General features: G+C 52.4%; 17 protein-coding genes and 1 tRNA gene. 14 read left to right on the top strand and 4 right to left on the bottom strand.

Annotated elements, in window-relative coordinates; translation table 11 throughout:
* Positions 1–45 precede the first annotated feature (45 nt).
* Complete coding sequence (locus DW089_RS02290) at positions 46–504, bottom strand: MarR family winged helix-turn-helix transcriptional regulator (protein WP_105325764.1); 459 nt, start codon at positions 502–504, stop codon at positions 46–48.
* Between the two features lie 202 nt (positions 505–706).
* Between DW089_RS02290 and DW089_RS02285 the strand changes: the two genes are divergently transcribed.
* Together DW089_RS02285 and DW089_RS02280 are read left to right on the top strand one after the other, a co-directional pair.
* A complete protein-coding gene (locus tag DW089_RS02285; protein ID WP_105325741.1) occupies positions 707–1,252 on the top strand; it encodes a glutathione peroxidase in 546 nt (181 codons plus the stop codon).
* A 236-nt stretch (positions 1,253–1,488) separates the two neighbouring features.
* Positions 1,489–2,475, top strand: a complete 987-nt coding sequence (locus DW089_RS02280) for a diaminopimelate dehydrogenase (protein WP_105325740.1) — start codon at positions 1,489–1,491, stop codon at positions 2,473–2,475.
* Positions 2,476–2,595: 120 nt separating this feature from the next.
* Here the strand turns inward: DW089_RS02280 and DW089_RS02275 are convergent.
* Positions 2,596–2,672, bottom strand: a tRNA-Pro gene (locus tag DW089_RS02275).
* 32 nt (positions 2,673–2,704) lie between these two features.
* The gene (locus tag DW089_RS02270; RefSeq protein WP_118286706.1) at positions 2,705–4,354 is read right to left on the bottom strand and encodes a DUF4127 family protein; all 1,650 of its coding nucleotides are present in this window, start codon (positions 4,352–4,354) and stop codon (positions 2,705–2,707) included.
* Positions 4,355–4,538: 184 nt separating this feature from the next.
* On the opposite strand from DW089_RS02270, the gene rsmD reads away from it, so the two are divergent.
* The 3 genes from rsmD (at position 4,539) to DW089_RS02255 (ending at position 6,233) form a co-directional block, all read left to right on the top strand.
* Positions 4,539–5,102, top strand: coding sequence for a 16S rRNA (guanine(966)-N(2))-methyltransferase RsmD (gene rsmD / locus DW089_RS02265; RefSeq protein ID WP_255419929.1), 564 nt, complete (start codon positions 4,539–4,541; stop codon positions 5,100–5,102).
* Between the two features lie 54 nt (positions 5,103–5,156).
* Entirely contained in the window at positions 5,157–5,642 is a 486-nt protein-coding gene (gene coaD / locus DW089_RS02260) for a pantetheine-phosphate adenylyltransferase (protein ID WP_105325737.1), read from the top strand.
* A gap of 66 nt (positions 5,643–5,708) precedes the next feature.
* The gene (locus DW089_RS02255) at positions 5,709–6,233 is read left to right on the top strand and encodes a hypothetical protein (protein ID WP_233547533.1); all 525 of its coding nucleotides are present in this window, start codon (positions 5,709–5,711) and stop codon (positions 6,231–6,233) included.
* A 61-nt stretch (positions 6,234–6,294) separates the two neighbouring features.
* Here DW089_RS02255 and DW089_RS02250 read toward each other — a convergent pair whose 3' ends face one another.
* A complete protein-coding gene (locus DW089_RS02250; RefSeq protein ID WP_105325736.1) occupies positions 6,295–7,509 on the bottom strand; it encodes a nucleotidyltransferase family protein in 1,215 nt (404 codons plus the stop codon).
* A 248-nt stretch (positions 7,510–7,757) separates the two neighbouring features.
* On the opposite strand from DW089_RS02250, the gene DW089_RS02245 reads away from it, so the two are divergent.
* From DW089_RS02245 to acpP, 9 genes are all read left to right on the top strand, one after another.
* Positions 7,758–8,951, top strand: coding sequence for an acetate/propionate family kinase (locus tag DW089_RS02245; protein WP_105325735.1), 1,194 nt, complete (start codon positions 7,758–7,760; stop codon positions 8,949–8,951).
* 66 nt (positions 8,952–9,017) lie between these two features.
* Positions 9,018–9,521, top strand: coding sequence for a DUF177 domain-containing protein (locus tag DW089_RS02240; RefSeq protein WP_105325734.1), 504 nt, complete (start codon positions 9,018–9,020; stop codon positions 9,519–9,521).
* 24 nt (positions 9,522–9,545) lie between these two features.
* Entirely contained in the window at positions 9,546–9,725 is a 180-nt protein-coding gene (rpmF, locus tag DW089_RS02235) for a 50S ribosomal protein L32 (RefSeq protein ID WP_105325733.1), read from the top strand.
* Positions 9,726–10,071: 346 nt separating this feature from the next.
* Entirely contained in the window at positions 10,072–10,662 is a 591-nt protein-coding gene (gene fapR / locus DW089_RS02230; RefSeq protein ID WP_105325732.1) for a transcription factor FapR, read from the top strand.
* Positions 10,646–11,662, top strand: coding sequence for a phosphate acyltransferase PlsX (gene plsX / locus DW089_RS02225; protein ID WP_105325731.1), 1,017 nt, complete (start codon positions 10,646–10,648; stop codon positions 11,660–11,662). Before fapR ends, plsX begins: the two co-directional genes overlap by 17 nt.
* A gap of 2 nt (positions 11,663–11,664) precedes the next feature.
* Complete coding sequence (locus DW089_RS02220; protein WP_105325730.1) at positions 11,665–12,678, top strand: beta-ketoacyl-ACP synthase III; 1,014 nt, start codon at positions 11,665–11,667, stop codon at positions 12,676–12,678.
* A complete protein-coding gene (gene fabD, locus DW089_RS02215; RefSeq protein WP_105325729.1) occupies positions 12,675–13,622 on the top strand; it encodes an ACP S-malonyltransferase in 948 nt (315 codons plus the stop codon). Before DW089_RS02220 ends, fabD begins: the two co-directional genes overlap by 4 nt.
* A 1-nt stretch (position 13,623) precedes the next feature.
* Positions 13,624–14,367, top strand: a complete 744-nt coding sequence (gene fabG, locus DW089_RS02210; RefSeq protein ID WP_105325728.1) for a 3-oxoacyl-[acyl-carrier-protein] reductase — start codon at positions 13,624–13,626, stop codon at positions 14,365–14,367.
* Between the two features lie 40 nt (positions 14,368–14,407).
* Positions 14,408–14,653: an acyl carrier protein gene (acpP, locus tag DW089_RS02205; protein ID WP_105325727.1), complete on the top strand. Its 246-nt coding sequence runs from the start codon at positions 14,408–14,410 to the stop codon at positions 14,651–14,653.
* Positions 14,654–14,713 lie beyond the last annotated feature (60 nt).

The raw sequence follows: 14,713 nt of genomic DNA, 5'->3' as shown, positions 1-14,713 counted from the left end.
TAAAAAAGCCATTTTTTCACAGCCCCTTTTTTGCTGCCGGTCAACTTAGGAATCCAGGGCAGCAATCAGGGCATAGAGTTCTTTTTTCAGTTGGGCCATTTCCTCCGGGGAAAAGAGGGTTCCCTTTTGGTTCAATTTGCAGGTCATGGCGTGGGGAATGGTTTTGGCCTTGTCCCGGAGCGCCAGGCCCTGGTCCGTAAGGGCGGCAATAAGGTTCCGTTCGTCCTGGGGGTCCCGATAGCGGCGGATATAACCGGCGGCCTCCAGCTTTTTTAACACTGGGGTCAGAGTACCGGAATCCAGGTACAGGCGTTTTCCCAGCTGGTGCATGGAAATCTCCTTTTCTTCCCACAGGACCATCAGCGTCACGTACTGGGCGTAGGTCAGGTCCAGGGCTTTGAGCAGGGGATGGTAGGCCGCCACAATTTTTCGGGCTGCGGCGTAGAGGGGGAAGCACAGCTGGTTTTGCAGCAGCAGGCCGGCGTATTCGTTTTCTGAGGTCATGGCAATCACCTTGCATCCTTTCGTTGTTTAGAATTATTGTAACGGATAAAATTTATCACGTCAAATTAAATTTTAAAAAATAGTATTTGACAAAATTAAATAACACGTTATAATAAAGACAGAAAGTGATTAGCAGAAAGTCAGCCAAACAAAAAGCGGAGCTGCGGTGCGCAGCTGCCGGAACCTGTAAGGAGGATTTGTAATGAACGTATATGATTTTGTTGTTAAAAATAAAAAAGGTGAAGACGTTTCTTTGAAGGATTACCAGGGCAAGGTGCTGCTGATTGTGAACACTGCCAGCAAATGCGGTTTTACGCCCCAATTTAAGGAACTGGAAGAACTGTACAAGAAGTATCAGGACAAGGGCTTGGAAATCCTGGGCTTTCCCTGCAACCAGTTTGCCGAACAGGATCCTGGCACCAATGATGAAATTGAACATTTCTGCCGGGTAAACTACGGGGTTACCTTCAAGATTTTTGCCAAAGGCGATGTGCGGGGCGAAAATGCCCAGCCGCTGTTCAAGTACCTGACCCAGCAAAAGGGCTTCAAGGGCTTTGATATGAGCCATCCTGTGGCTGCCGGCCTGGTGGATGCCCTGAAGAACCACTTCCCGTCCTACCTGGAAGGGGACGGCATCAAATGGAACTTCACCAAGTTCCTGATTGACCGCAGCGGCAATGTGGTGGAACGGTATGAACCCACCACGGTTCCTTCTGCCATCGCTGCCGATATCGAAAAATTGCTGTAAACGTTGCGAAGACTGCATTCTGGGGTACGCCTGGGATGCAGTCTTTTTTGTCTGGAAGGGAGCAGGGTAGGATACCCTGAGCGTACACTGTATACAGTATTTTAAGTACTTCGTATCTTTTAAAAAGTATACAGTATTATTTGCGTTACAATCGGTTTAAAATATTTACAAATAAACGCAATACGTGTATAATGCAAAACGTGTTCACTAGATTATACAAAAGGAAGGTTGATCATATGACAGTGCAAATCGGTATTTTAGGTTATGGTAATATTGGCAGAGGGGTGGAAACAGCTCTCTTGGATAACCCGGATGTAAAGCTGGCTGCGGTATTTACCCGGCGTGACCCGGCTCAGGTGAAAATTGCTACGGCAGGGGTGCCTGTAGTTTCTGTTAACGACATTGCCCAATGGACGGACAAAATCGACGTGCTGGTCCTGGCCGGTGGTTCTGCTACCGATCTGCCTGTACAAACTCCTAAATACGCTTCCTTGTTTAATGTCATCGATACCTTTGACACCCATGCCCATATTCCTCAGCATTTTGCTGCAGTAGATGCAGCTGCCAAGGCTGCCGGCAAGGTGGCTATGATTTCTGTAGGCTGGGATCCGGGCCTGTTTTCCCTGGCACGGTTGTATGGCAACGTACTGCTGCCGGACGGCAAGGATTATACCTTCTGGGGCAAGGGCGTATCCCAAGGCCACTCTGATGCCATTCGCCGGATTAAAGGGGTAAAGAACGGCAAACAATACACCATTCCTGTGGAGGCAGCCCTGGAAGCGGTAAGAGCCGGCAAGAATCCGGAACTGACCACCCGGCAGAAACATACCCGGGAATGCTTCGTGGTGCTGGAAGAAGGCGCTGATGCTGCCAAGGTGGAAGAGGAAATCAAAACCATGCCCAACTACTTCTCCGATTACGATACTACGGTACACTTCATCTCGGAAGAAGAATTCAACAAAAATCACCAGGGCTTTGCCCATGGCGGTTTCGTATTCCGTTCCGGCAAAACTGGCGTGAACAAGGAAAACAACCACGTGATCGAATACCGGCTGACCTTGGATTCCAACCCGGAATTCACCGCTCATGCAGTGATTGCCTATGTAAGAGCCCTGGCACGGCTGGCCAAGGAAGGGGCAACGGGCTGCAAGACTGTATTCGATATTGCTCCTGCTTATTTGAGCCCTCTCAGCGGCGAAGAACTGCGGGCCAAGATGCTGTAAAGCAACGAAAAAGAAAATCCGGCTTTCCTTTGGGAGAGCCGGATTTTTTTCGTTGCTTTATAGGAGATTCAGGGCAAACAAAAAAGACAGCAACCGAAGTTACTGTCTTATTTTTTAAGATGGTCGGGGCGACAGGATTCGAACCTGCGGCCTCCTAGTCCCGAACCAGGCGCGCTACCAAACTGCGCTACGCCCCGACAACACATTAATAGATTATAAAGGCTATTCCTTAATTTGTCAATTGGTATTTGCCAAAATCTTGATAAATTTTTAAGCGGATTTCAAAGGGCCTCTCCCAGGGGAGGCCTACGGTAAAGTCCGCGTTTTGCAGGTAGTAGGCGTCGGTTCCGTCCTGGTAGTAGGGATATTTCCGGCAGTACCACAGCAGCAGCTTGTTGTAGATGCCCAGTTCCCGGGCAATGTAGAACAGGGTCTGCCGGGCGTAGGGGTCGGCGTCCTGGGGATTTACTCCGTTAAGGTCCTGGAGCTCGGCCATGTGGGGGCGAATCAGCTTCTGGTAGGCCCAGTCGTCCAGGAACCGGGCGTAGTTGAAGCGGAAGTTGGCGCTGTACAGGCCGGGCAGCTGGTCCTTGGGCAGGCGCTTTGCCTGGCCGGTGACAATGGTGCCCTGGGCTGCGGCGGTGCCAATGGAATTGGAAGCCGTATTCCAGCCGGAATAGGACAGCAGCTGGGGCAGGGGCGTGCCATTGGCCGCCAGGTGGGGCAGGATGCAGTCCCCGGCTGCAAAGCGGGTGGACAGGTCCACCAGGGCTACGGGTTTTTGGGTCATGAGCAGTTTGATATTCTCAGCAATTTGGGTGTAGTTTTCCTTCTTTTCGCTGCCGCAGTGGATGAACAGCACAAAATCCGCCTGGTCCAGGGAATCCGTTTCCACGCCGCCTGCCAGCTGAATCTTGTCCGAAGCAATCTGGCCCAGGGTCTGGGGCACAAAGTGGAGGGTGTAGTCCCGCATTTCGGGGGTGCCGTACATTACCTTGATTTTGGGCTGCCAGTGATTGCTGCGGGTGTAGATCCGAGAAATGGCCAGGGCCCCCAGCTCATCGGCTCCCTGGGAGGTATAGATGGGGGGATGTTCGTCGTATTCCTTGAGGTAGGCTGTAGCGTTGTGCCGGTTATGGTTGGGCAGGCCGTAGGGCTGGGCGTCGTCCTGACCGATGACCAGGTCCGTGAGGTTTTCTTCTGTAACGAACTGGATCAGTTCCTGGTTCAGCCGGTCGTTGTTCTGGTACAGGGTAATGTATTTCCACTTCAAATCCATGGGAATCAGGGCCTTGACTTCTTCGTACAGGGCATGGTCATAGGGCAGGCCCTGGAGCTTTTTGTCCATGTTGATGGTCCAGGTCATGAGATGCCACTGGTACCACCGGTCAGGGAGCACATGGTCGCTGATCAGCAGCCGGGGGATGATGCTGTACAGGTAGTACTGCTTGTCCGGATAGGTTTCTTTTAAATCGGACAGGTAGGTGAACAGTTCCCCGGCCTTTTCTTCATCTACCTGGTGAATCCGGGAGTGGAGAAGACCGCCGAACAGGAGCAGGTCCGTGGAAATGATAGCTCCCTGCTGCTGGGGCAGCTGGGCTTCCAGCCAGGTTTTCAGGGCAGGAATATTGGCCGGATTTTCGTACCAGTCCATGATATTGTCCGGAGGTGCGGTAACGGAAATCCCTGCCAGGGCACCCAGTTCCACGGTAAAGTCCCGGCAGGGCGGCCGGTTGTCAATGGGCAGCAGGGCCCAATGGGCTGTAGCTGGTATGGGCGGCGGTGTATAGTTCTCCCCCCGGGGCGCAAGGCGGCCGTGGAGCAGAAGGCCGGCTGCGGTGCAAAGCACTGCCAGGGCAAGCAGGGGTTTTCGTTTCACGGGGAAGGCTCCTTTTCTTATAGAATGGTATCATTATATCGTAAGTGCCAGAAAATGACTACACTTCCCCGGGAAAACGGGGGGAGGGGTGCAAAAAATTCCGCACAATTTGTGTACACCCAGGTTTTTTCTTGCACCAGGAACGGGTACAGTTTATAATTGATTTGATATCTCACGAAAGGAAGTGGCGCAGATGCGCATTATTACCGGCAAGGCCAGGGGCCTGAAACTGGTTACTCCCAAAAATTATCTGGTACGCCCCACTTCCGATAGGGTAAAGGAAGCCCTGTTTAGCATTATCCAGTCCCGGCTTCCTGGAGCAGTGGTGCTGGATGCCTTTGCGGGAACCGGCAATCTGGGCCTGGAAGCCTGGAGCCGGGGTGCAGCCAGTGTGGTGTATTTTGACAAGAGCCGGGAGAGCCTGAAACTGGTGAAGGCCAATGTGGAAAAGGCCCGGGCCCAGGAGGCGGTGCGGCTGATTCATACGGACGCCGTCAATGGCCTGGCTATATTGGAGCAGGAACACCAGCAGTTTGACCTGATTTTTTCGGACCCGCCCTACAACAAGGGCCTTAACGAGCTGGTGTACAAGGCACTGCTAAAGCGTCCGGTGCTGAAACCCGGCGGCCTTTTGGTGTTGGAACATTCCCTGGAAGAGGATCCAGCCCAATATGTGGAGGAAGGGACAGAAATCCGAACAGAAAAGTACGGAGACACGAAAATATCTTTAATTAGGTGGAAATCGTAAGCTGTTTTTGTTATAATGAGATTTAGCAAATCTTGCTGCTATTGGAGGTTTAACGTGCGGAAAGCCGTTTGTCCGGGTAGTTTTGACCCGGTTACCATGGGCCATTTGGATATTTTTGAACGAGCCAGCAAAATGTTTGACGAGCTGATTGTCAGCGTATTCGTCAACCCCGCCAAGGACAAAGCCATGTTTTCCATGGAAGAGCGGGTAGCCATGATCGAGAAAGCGACCGCCCACATCCCGAATATCCGGGTTACCAGTTTTTCAGGGCTTTTGAACGAGTTCTGCGAACAGGAAGGGGCCAAGTTTATTGTACGTGGCTTGCGGGCATTCACTGATTTTGAGTACGAATTCCAGCGCGCCCTGCTGATGAAGGAAATCGATAAGAATTTGGAAACGGTCTTTATTATGACCAACGCGAAATATTCGTATCTCAGTTCTTCAGGGGTGCGGGAAATGGTGTATTTCGGCGGCAACATCACCGGTTTTGTACCGGAATGTATTCAAAATGAAGTCATGCAGCGCGGAAAAGCTCGCTAATGATTTTCTCTATTACATTAAGGGAAGGGATAGATGGTCATGGAATTAGACAAAATCTTGGACGAAATGGAAAGTATTCTGCAAGAGGGATTTCGGATTCCCTTAACCAGCAGATTGATTGTCAACGAAAATGAACTTACCATGGTAATGGATAAGCTGCGGGCTGCTGTACCTCAGGAAATCAAGAGAGCCCACGACCTGCTGGAAGAACAAAAGAGCATTATCGAAAAATCCCGTACGGAAGCGGACCACATTGTGGAACAGGCTCATGCCGAAGGCAACCGGATTGTGGATTTGGCCAAGGCTGAAGCTGACCGCCTGGTACGCCAGGAAGAAGTGGTAAAAGCTGCGGAAAACAAGGCCAACCAGATTCTGGCTGAAGGCCAGCAGTATGACCACGATATGCGGGCTGCTGCGGAAGCTTATGCCAATAAGCTGCATAGTGAATCCATGCAGTATGCGGTAGATGTCTTCAGCTACCTGGAAGAAAACCTGAACAAGACCCTGAAAGCTGTTCAGGAAAATGGAGATGCCCTGAAGGCCTCCTATCCGGAAGATCATCGGATTGAATCCGGTACTGACAGAAAATAATAGGTAAAACAAAGGACTGAGGAAAATCCCCAGTCCTTATTTTTATGGGTAAAATTGGCAGCTACAGGCGCACTGGCGGCAGGCGGTAGTCCAGGTCCGTGATCGTGCCTGTTTGCAGCAGCTGGTACAGGTTGGCGGCCCTAAGGTCCAGGGCAAGCTGGGCGGCAAAGGCGGCGGAAGGGGCCTTTGCCAGGGTGTTTTTGTTTACCTGGAGCACCAGGGGCAGCTGGGCCTTCTGCTTGAGCTGGCGAAGCAGCTCCTGGCCCCTGGGGCTAAAGCCCAATACCCGCAGGTAGGTGGGAGCAGCGTTGGCGCCCTGGCTAAAAGTACAGTCTGGCTGGGAGAGCAGCAGCTGCCACAGCAGCCGGCGAATCCGGGAAGGGGAGTAGCGCCGGGTGGCGCACGCTTCTACCAGGGCAGTAAAGGAGCCGGCCCGGCGGTGCTTGTACACCAGGTCTTCCAGGCCCTCGCTGGTAAGGCAGGCCGTGCGGATGGCCGCTGGGGAGGAGCATTCCAGGGTGTAGGAGAGCAGCAGGGACAGGCGGTCTTCCGGCAGACCGCAAAGCCCCTGGGCTAACCAGGTCCTGATCCAGGGCAGTTCGGCCTCGGGAAATTGCTGGGCGGCCCTTGGGGTTAACCCGTCACGTTTCAGCGCTTTGCGCAGGGCGGAGGCGCTGGCCAGGGTATCCTCCAGGGTGGTGCTGCCGTAGGCGCTGCCCTGGCGCAGGACGGGCAGGGGCTGAAGCTGGGGTGCCAGGCTGCCAATTGCCCGCAGGTATTCCAGGGCCAAAAGGTTGTTGGAGCCCTGGAGCAGGGCGGGGTAGCGGGGATTCAGCCTACCGTAGACCTGCTCCGCCGCCTTGGCATAGGATAGTCCCTGGGAAAGGGCAGCTTCCCACTGTACCTTGGCCGGCTGTTCCTTGGCCAGGCGCTCCAAGAGGGCCAAATTCGGAGTCTCACAGCCAAAGGACAGGTGGGTGACTACGCCTGTAGCCTGAAGGCAGGCAACGGCACCCCGGGCAAATTCCCGGGCGCTTTGGAGGCTGTAGACCACTGGCAGCTCCAGCACCAGGTCCACGCCGCCCAAAAGGGCCAGCCGGGTCCGTTTCCATTTGTCCCAAATAGGAGCCTCACCCCGCTGGGTCAGGCTGCCGCTGCTAACGGCGATGACAGGTGCGTCAGGAAATTTTTGCCGGACCTGGGAAAGCTGGTATTGATGCCCCTTGTGGAAGGGGTTATATTCTGCGATAATGCCGATGACGGCAGCTGGGTTCATAGGGGCCTCCTTAAAGAAAAGTTTGGGCCCGGGGCGAAAATCACTTTTTGCCCCTGCCTTGTATTCCTTTCTATTGTAGCGGCAGGAGGGGCGGCACGCAAGGGCGGAGGCCGGGGAAAAGAGACTGAATTCAGCCCGGAAACAATTCTTTTCTAGACATTCTGGGCTAACTTTGCTAAAATAGTTAGGTATTATAGAAAATGCGTAATACTGCTTGAAAACTCAGTAGTTGATCAGGAGGCAAGGGAATGAAGATTTTTGTTGTTAACTGCGGCAGCTCTTCCATCAAATATCAGCTGATTGATATGAATGATGAATCTGTCATTGCTAAAGGTTTGGTTGAACGTATCGGTATTGAAGGCTCTGTTTTGACGCATACGCCTGCCGGTAAGGACAAAGTAAGACTGGAAAGCGAGATCCCCGATCATGTAGACGGTATCAAAAAAGTACTGGCTGCTCTGGTTGATCCCAACCATGGCGTTATCAAATCCATGGACGAAATCGATGCTGTGGGCCACAGAGTGGTACATGGCGGCGAAATCTTCAGCGAATCCGTTGTCATTAACGACGAAGTACTGGCCAAGATTGAAGGCCTGAGCGATATGGCACCTCTGCATCAGCCGCCTAACGTAGCTGGTATCCGTGCCTGCCAAAAACTGATGCCCAACACCCCGCAAGTGGCTGTATTTGATACGGCTTTCCATCAAACCATGCCTCCTGTGGCTTATATGTTCGGCGTTAAATACGAAGAATACGAAAAGTACGGCATCCGTAAATACGGTTTCCATGGTACTTCCCACAGATTCGTAGCTGCTCGGGCTGCTGAAATGCTGGGCAAGGACATTGCCGATACCAAAATCATCACCTGCCATCTGGGCAACGGCTCCAGCATCACCGCTGTAGACGGCGGCAAATCCGTGGATACTTCCATGGGCTTCACTCCGCTGGACGGCGTTCTGATGGGTACCCGTACTGGTTCCATCGATCCTGCTGTAGTGCCCATTCTGATGAGCAAAAAAGGCCTGGATGCTGCTGCCATGGACAAATACATGAACAAGGAATGCGGCGTTTTGGGTGTATCCGGCGTTTCCAGCGACTTCCGTGACCTTGAAGATGCTGCTGCCAAAGGCAACGATAAGGCCCAACTGGCCCTGGATATGTTCTGCTATCAGGTAAAACGCTACATCGGCGCTTATGCTGCTGCTATGGGCGGCGTTGATGCCATCGTCTTCACTGCTGGTGTAGGCGAAAACGACATCACCACCCGTGCCAAAGTATGCGCTGGCCTGGAATTCCTGGGCGTGAAGATTGATGCTGACCGCAACAATGTACGCGGCAAAGACACCGAAATCAGCGCTGCTGATTCCAAGGTAAAGGTATTTCTGATCCCCACCAACGAAGAATTGGTTATCGCTCGGGATACCAATAGACTCTGCAAATAAGAAAATGTTTTCGGGCTTTTGCTTGACAAAGGGTGAAAGCCTAGATATAATGTAACGGTTGATAATATGATCAAAATCAATGTAGCAGAAATCAAAAAGAAACTCGTAGGGTCTGAATCTTTTCAGTATACCCTGACCGGCAAAGAGTTAAATATCCTGCCGGAAGATGCGGAACTGCAAGGTCCCATTACCATAGAAGGTACCCTAGCCAACGGCGGCGATGTGCTGCTGCTGACGGCCACGGAGAACTTCACGGTGCGGGGAACCTGTGCCCGCTGCCTGAAGGATGTGGTACTGGACCTCACCGCCAAGGTGGACGAACGGTACTATCCGGAAGGAACCCCGGGGCTGGAAGAGGATGCCTTTACCTATAAGTTTGATGTGGTTGATGTTACAGATGCTTTAAGGGAGTCCCTGCTGCTGGCCATACCTGCCAGAATGCTGTGCAAACCGGACTGCAAAGGGATTTGCCCTGTCTGTGGAGCGGATCGCAACGTGACGGAATGTCATTGTGATACTCGGTCCATCGATCCCAGGCTGCAGGCTCTTGAGGCATTGTTAGAGAAATAGGTTGAGTTTAGGAGGTGTACGATAATGGCAGTACCAAAGAGAAAAATGTCGAAAGCTCGCCGCGATTCCCGTCGCGCTAATTGGAAACTGGCTGCTCCTGGCTTGGTTGAATGCCCTCAATGCCATGAGCTGAAGCGCCCTCACCATGTTTGCCCTGAATGTGGCTATTACGATGGTAAGGAAGTAGTGAAAGAAGCTGAATAAGGAATCCTGCGGGAGACCTGAAAAAATGAACGTCGCTCTATGGGGCGGCGTTCTTTTTTTGCAGTGAATGCCGCTGCGTGCTTTCTAAAGGGATAAGGTTTCTTCTTTCGAAGTTTTGCATTATAATAGATGCTGGAGATATTTGGCTTAGGCAAAATATCCCTGGCTGTCTGCCGGAATTTCTTCTGGCGGGCCTAACCTTTCTGACAAGTGGGGAGGGATGCTGCAAAATCTATGAAGAAGCTGTAAATTATTGTAGGTTTTTTGTGCGAGCTATTGTATTTTGCCCGTTCTTTGGTATAATAGGCTCTAGTGTTATGACTAGGTACTAAAAGTAGGTGATAGAATGGGTTCTGCAGCACAGAAGAAGGCACGCCAACAGAGGCTTCAGCAGCTTTTGGACAAGAATCCTTTCTTGACCGACGAGCATCTGGCCGAAACCTTTCAAGTCAGTATCCAAACCATCCGACTGGATCGGTTGGCCCTGGGGATTCCCGAACTTCGGGAACGGACCCGTCACATGGCGGAAAACGCCCAGGAAAAATTGCAGGCCATCACCAGTGCCGATATTGTAGGCGAACTGATTGACCTGGACATCGGTCACAGCGGTATTTCCATGATGACCGTGGACAAAGAGATGGTTCTGGAGAAAACAGGCGTAGCAAGAGGGCAATACATGTTTGCCCAGGCCAATTCCCTGGCCTTGGCAGTAATTGACGCACCGGCAGCGTTGACCGGTGTGGCAAATGTGAAATACAAGATTCCTGTGTATACGGGTGCCATTCTGGTGGCCCGGGCCGAAGTGGTTCGGAAGCAGGAAGATAAATATACGATTTGGGTGAAAATCAGAAACAACCATAAGGAAGTGTTCCGGGCTAAATTTCTGATTGTTGCCATTCCGGAAAAGAGGAACCAAGAAGATGAAAATCGCAGTTGATGTAATGGGTACTGACTATGGCCCTCAGGAAATTATCAAGGGTGTACTTCAGGCTGTCAACGAATATGGCTGCGAGGTAGTACTGGTAGGAGATGAAGAAACCATCCGCCAGGCACTGATGCAGGAGCATCAGGAAAAGAATCCTAAGATTACCATTCATCACGCCAGCCAAGTTATCGAGATGAAAGATCATCCCGGCATCAGCGTGAAGAAAAAGAAGGACGCTTCCATTGTGGTGGCAACCCGCCTCCTGAAGGAAGGGGAATGTGACGCACTGGTTTCCTCCGGCAGTACCGGGGCTGCAGTGGCTTCTGCCCTGTTTGGCCTGGGCCGGATCAAAGGCATTGACCGTCCGGCCATTGCTACGGTGATTCCCAGCATTACCGGGGCTACGGTTCTGGTTGACTCCGGCGCCATGGTGGACGCCAAGCCGGAAAACCTGGTGAAAAGTGCTGTAATGGGTTCTGTGTACGCAGAACTGCAGCTGGGCCTTCCCAATCCCCGGGTAGGGCTGCTAAACATTGGGGAAGAGGAGACCAAGGGCAACGAGCAGTGCCTGGCCACCTACCCTTTGATGAAAGCGGACCCGCATATCAATTTTATTGGCAATGTAGAAGGACGGGACATCAACAAGGGTTCCGTAGACGTAGTGGTTTGTGACGGGTTTGTGGGCAACGTGGTATTAAAGACCATGGAAGGCCTGGGCTCTGCCATTGTGGATATTTTCAAGAATACCCTGAAGCGCAGCAGCGTGCTGGCCAAGCTGGGAGCCCTGATGATGAAACCGGCGCTTTACAGCATGATGAAGCAGATGGATGCTTCGGAATACGGCGGTGCTCTGCTCCTGGGTGTCCGTGCCCCCTTTATCATCTGCCACGGCAGCTCCAAGGCCAAGGCCATCAAAAATGCAGTGCGGGTGGCCATGGAACTGACGGAGAAAGATGTGGTAGGGCATATTCGTCAGACCATTATGCAGGACGAAGAAAGTGGTGAACTGTAAATATGAGCAATAAACCCAGTGTTGGCTTTTTAGGCATGGGCTATTATGTGCCTGAAAAAGTACTGACCAACTTTGATTTGGAAAAAATGGTGGACACCAGCAACGACTGGATTGTGGAGAGAACGGGTATCCGGGAGCGGCATATTGCAGCACCGGAACAGGCGACCTCTGATTTGGCCCTGATTGCTGCCCAGCGGGCGCTGGAAGATGCCGGCGTTGCGGCAGAGGAGCTGGACCTGATTGTGGTAGGCACCGAATCTCCGGATATGAAATTCCCTTCAGTGGCCTGCATTTTGCAGGACAAGCTTCACGCCACCCATGCGGCTGCCTTTGACCTGGCGGCCGGCTGCTCCGGTTTTGTGTATGCCTGCGGCATCGCCAGCCAGACCATCGCCTCCGGGCTGTACAAGAAGGTCCTGGTGGTAGGGGCAGAAACCCTGTCTCGGATTCTCAACTGGGAAGACCGCAACACCTGCATCATCTTTGGTGATGGGGCCGGTGCGGCAGTACTGGGCCAGGTGGAAGACGGCTACGGGATTTTGTCCGTGGACCTGGGCGCCAACGGGGCTGGGGGAGATTTTCTGAACATGCCTGCTGGCGGTTCCCGGAAACCTGCCAGCTACGAAACGGTGGCCAACAAGGAACACTCCATCCATATGGTGGGGTCCGAGGTCTTTAAGTTTGCCGTAAAGGTCATGGGGCACAGTACCCTGAAGGCCCTGGAAAAGGCCGGCATGACCAAGGGGGATATCGATTTGCTGGTACCCCATCAGGCCAATGTGCGGATCATTGCTTCCGCTGCCAAACGGCTGCACCTGCCTGAAGAAAAAATTATGGTTGATTTGGATAAATACGCCAACACCTCCGGTGCCTCCATTCCCATTGCACTGTGTGAAGCACGGGATCAGGGACGCATCCATAAGGGCGACAATGTAGTGATGGTGGGCTTTGGGGCCGGCTTGACCTACGGTTCGCTGGTGGTAAAATGGCAAAAGGACGAGGAGGCTAAAGGATGAGTAAGATTGCTTTTGTATTCCCGGGTCAGGGTTCCCAGACCGTGGGCATGATGAAGGAACTGTACGACAATTACGCCTGCGTCAAGGACGTTTTCAAGGAAGCGGACGAAGCCCTGGGCTTTTCCATGACGGACCTGTGCTTTAAGGGCCCGGAAGAACAGCTGCGGCTGACCTACAACACCCAGCCGGCCATTCTGACTTGCAGTGTGGCTGCCCTGAAGGTGCTGGAAGAACACGAAGTATTCCCGGACGTGGCTGCCGGCCACAGCTTGGGTGAATATTCCGCTCTGGTGGCTGCTGGTTCCCTGAAATTTGCCGATGCCGTACGGGTTGTACGCAAGAGAGGCCAATTCATGCAGGAAGCTGTTCCTGTGGGCCAAGGCGCCATGGCTGCCATTATTGCCCTGGATACGGAAAAGATTAAGGAAATCTGCAAGGAAGTACAGGACCGTACGGGTCTTGCTGTACAGCCTGTAAACTTCAACTGCCCGGGCCAGGTAGTTATCGCCGGTGCCACGGATGCAGTGCGGGAAGCCTCGGAAGCCCTGAAGGCAGCTGGTGCCAAGCGCGCCATTGTCCTGCCGGTCAGCGCACCTTTCCACAGCACCCTGATGCAGCCTGCTGCCGACCGTTTGGCAGAAGTGCTGGACCAGGTGAAAATTGCCGACGCCAAGATTCCGGTGATTGCCAACGTAACGGCCCAGCCGGAACAAAAAGGCGACGAAATCCGCAAAATCCTGGTTAAGCAGGCTGCCAGCCCGGTACTGTGGGAAGACAGCGTACGCTACATGATCCAGGCTGGGGTTACCACCTTTATCGAAGTGGGCCCGGGCAAAGTCCTGACGGGCTTTGTGAAGAAAATTGATCGCTCCTTTAGCGGCCAGAACGTAGAAGACCTGGCTAGTTTGGAAAAAACTCTTGCTTATTTAAAGGAGGTCAGATAAAATGAATTTAGCTGGCAAAGTAGCTTTGGTAACAGGCGGCTCCCGGGGCATTGGCCGTGCCATCGCCCTGACCCTGGCAGAACATGGCGCAGATGTGGCCATCAACTATGCTGGGAACACCGCTGCTGCTGAAGAAGTAGCCGCTGCCATTGAAAAGCTGGGCCGCAAGGCGCTGCTGGTACAAGGCAGTGTTGCCGATACCAACGGGGTTGCGGATATCGTTGGCCGTGTGGTAAAGGAACTGGGCAGACTGGACATCCTGGTGAACAACGCAGGGATTACCCGGGACGGCCTTCTCATGAGAATGAAGGAAGCCGACTGGGACGATGTGATGAACACCAACCTGAAGGGTGTGTTCAACTGTTCCAAAGCAGTACTGAGAACCATGATGAAGCAAAAAGGCGGCCGTATTGTAAATATGGCTTCTGTAGTTGGGGAAATGGGCAATGCAGGGCAGGCAAACTATGCTTCTGCCAAAGCCGGTGTTATCGGTTTTACCAAGTCCCTGGCCAAGGAAGTGGCCTCCCGGAATATCACCGTGAATGCGGTGGCTCCCGGCTTTATCGCAACCGATATGACCAGCGTGCTCACTGATGAGCAAAAAGCTGAAATGGCTTGCACCATCCCTCTGGGACGGGCAGGAGAGCCTCAAGATGTTGCCAACGCAGTTTTATTTCTAGTATCTGATGAAGCTGCTTATATAACCGGCCAGGTTTTAAACGTGGACGGTGGCATGGTAATGTAGTATGATTATGTGTTAGAGAGCTGGAAGGAGGTGAATAGGAATGAGCGAACAAAGTACTTTTGAAAAAGTAAAGGCTATTACGGTTGATCAGCTGAGCGTAGCTCCTGAAGACGTAAAGATGGATTCTACTTTTATTGATGACTTGGGAGCTGATTCTCTGGACATTGTGGAATTGATCATGGCTTTTGAGGAAGAATTCAACACTGAAATCCCTGATGAAGTTGCTGAAAAAATCCGCACTGTAAGAGACGCAGTAGAACTGTTGGATAAAGAAGACAAAAAATAATATCCCATTATTTTCGGAAGGTCCCTTACGGGACTTTCCGAGCTTTATCCATGATCTTTT

The organism is Acidaminococcus sp. AM05-11 (assembly GCF_003472805.1).
GTDB lineage: Bacteria > Bacillota > Negativicutes > Acidaminococcales > Acidaminococcaceae > Acidaminococcus > Acidaminococcus hominis.
Note: the sequence above shows the minus strand (reverse complement) of the source record. Positions and strands in the feature narration are given on the sequence as shown.

Coding starts and splice junctions, on each gene's coding strand:
- DW089_RS02290 (WP_105325764.1), bottom strand. CDS start 504: ATGACCTCAGAAAACGAATACGCCGGCCTGCTGCTGCAAAACCAGCTG.
- DW089_RS02285 (WP_105325741.1), top strand. CDS start 707: ATGAACGTATATGATTTTGTTGTTAAAAATAAAAAAGGTGAAGACGTT.
- DW089_RS02280 (WP_105325740.1), top strand. CDS start 1,489: ATGACAGTGCAAATCGGTATTTTAGGTTATGGTAATATTGGCAGAGGG.
- DW089_RS02255 (WP_233547533.1), top strand. CDS start 5,709: ATGGAAAGTATTCTGCAAGAGGGATTTCGGATTCCCTTAACCAGCAGA.
- DW089_RS02250 (WP_105325736.1), bottom strand. CDS start 7,509: ATGAACCCAGCTGCCGTCATCGGCATTATCGCAGAATATAACCCCTTC.
- DW089_RS02245 (WP_105325735.1), top strand. CDS start 7,758: ATGAAGATTTTTGTTGTTAACTGCGGCAGCTCTTCCATCAAATATCAG.
- DW089_RS02240 (WP_105325734.1), top strand. CDS start 9,018: ATGATCAAAATCAATGTAGCAGAAATCAAAAAGAAACTCGTAGGGTCT.
- rpmF (WP_105325733.1), top strand. CDS start 9,546: ATGGCAGTACCAAAGAGAAAAATGTCGAAAGCTCGCCGCGATTCCCGT.
- fapR (WP_105325732.1), top strand. CDS start 10,072: ATGGGTTCTGCAGCACAGAAGAAGGCACGCCAACAGAGGCTTCAGCAG.
- plsX (WP_105325731.1), top strand. CDS start 10,646: ATGAAAATCGCAGTTGATGTAATGGGTACTGACTATGGCCCTCAGGAA.
- DW089_RS02220 (WP_105325730.1), top strand. CDS start 11,665: ATGAGCAATAAACCCAGTGTTGGCTTTTTAGGCATGGGCTATTATGTG.
- fabD (WP_105325729.1), top strand. CDS start 12,675: ATGAGTAAGATTGCTTTTGTATTCCCGGGTCAGGGTTCCCAGACCGTG.
- fabG (WP_105325728.1), top strand. CDS start 13,624: ATGAATTTAGCTGGCAAAGTAGCTTTGGTAACAGGCGGCTCCCGGGGC.
- acpP (WP_105325727.1), top strand. CDS start 14,408: ATGAGCGAACAAAGTACTTTTGAAAAAGTAAAGGCTATTACGGTTGAT.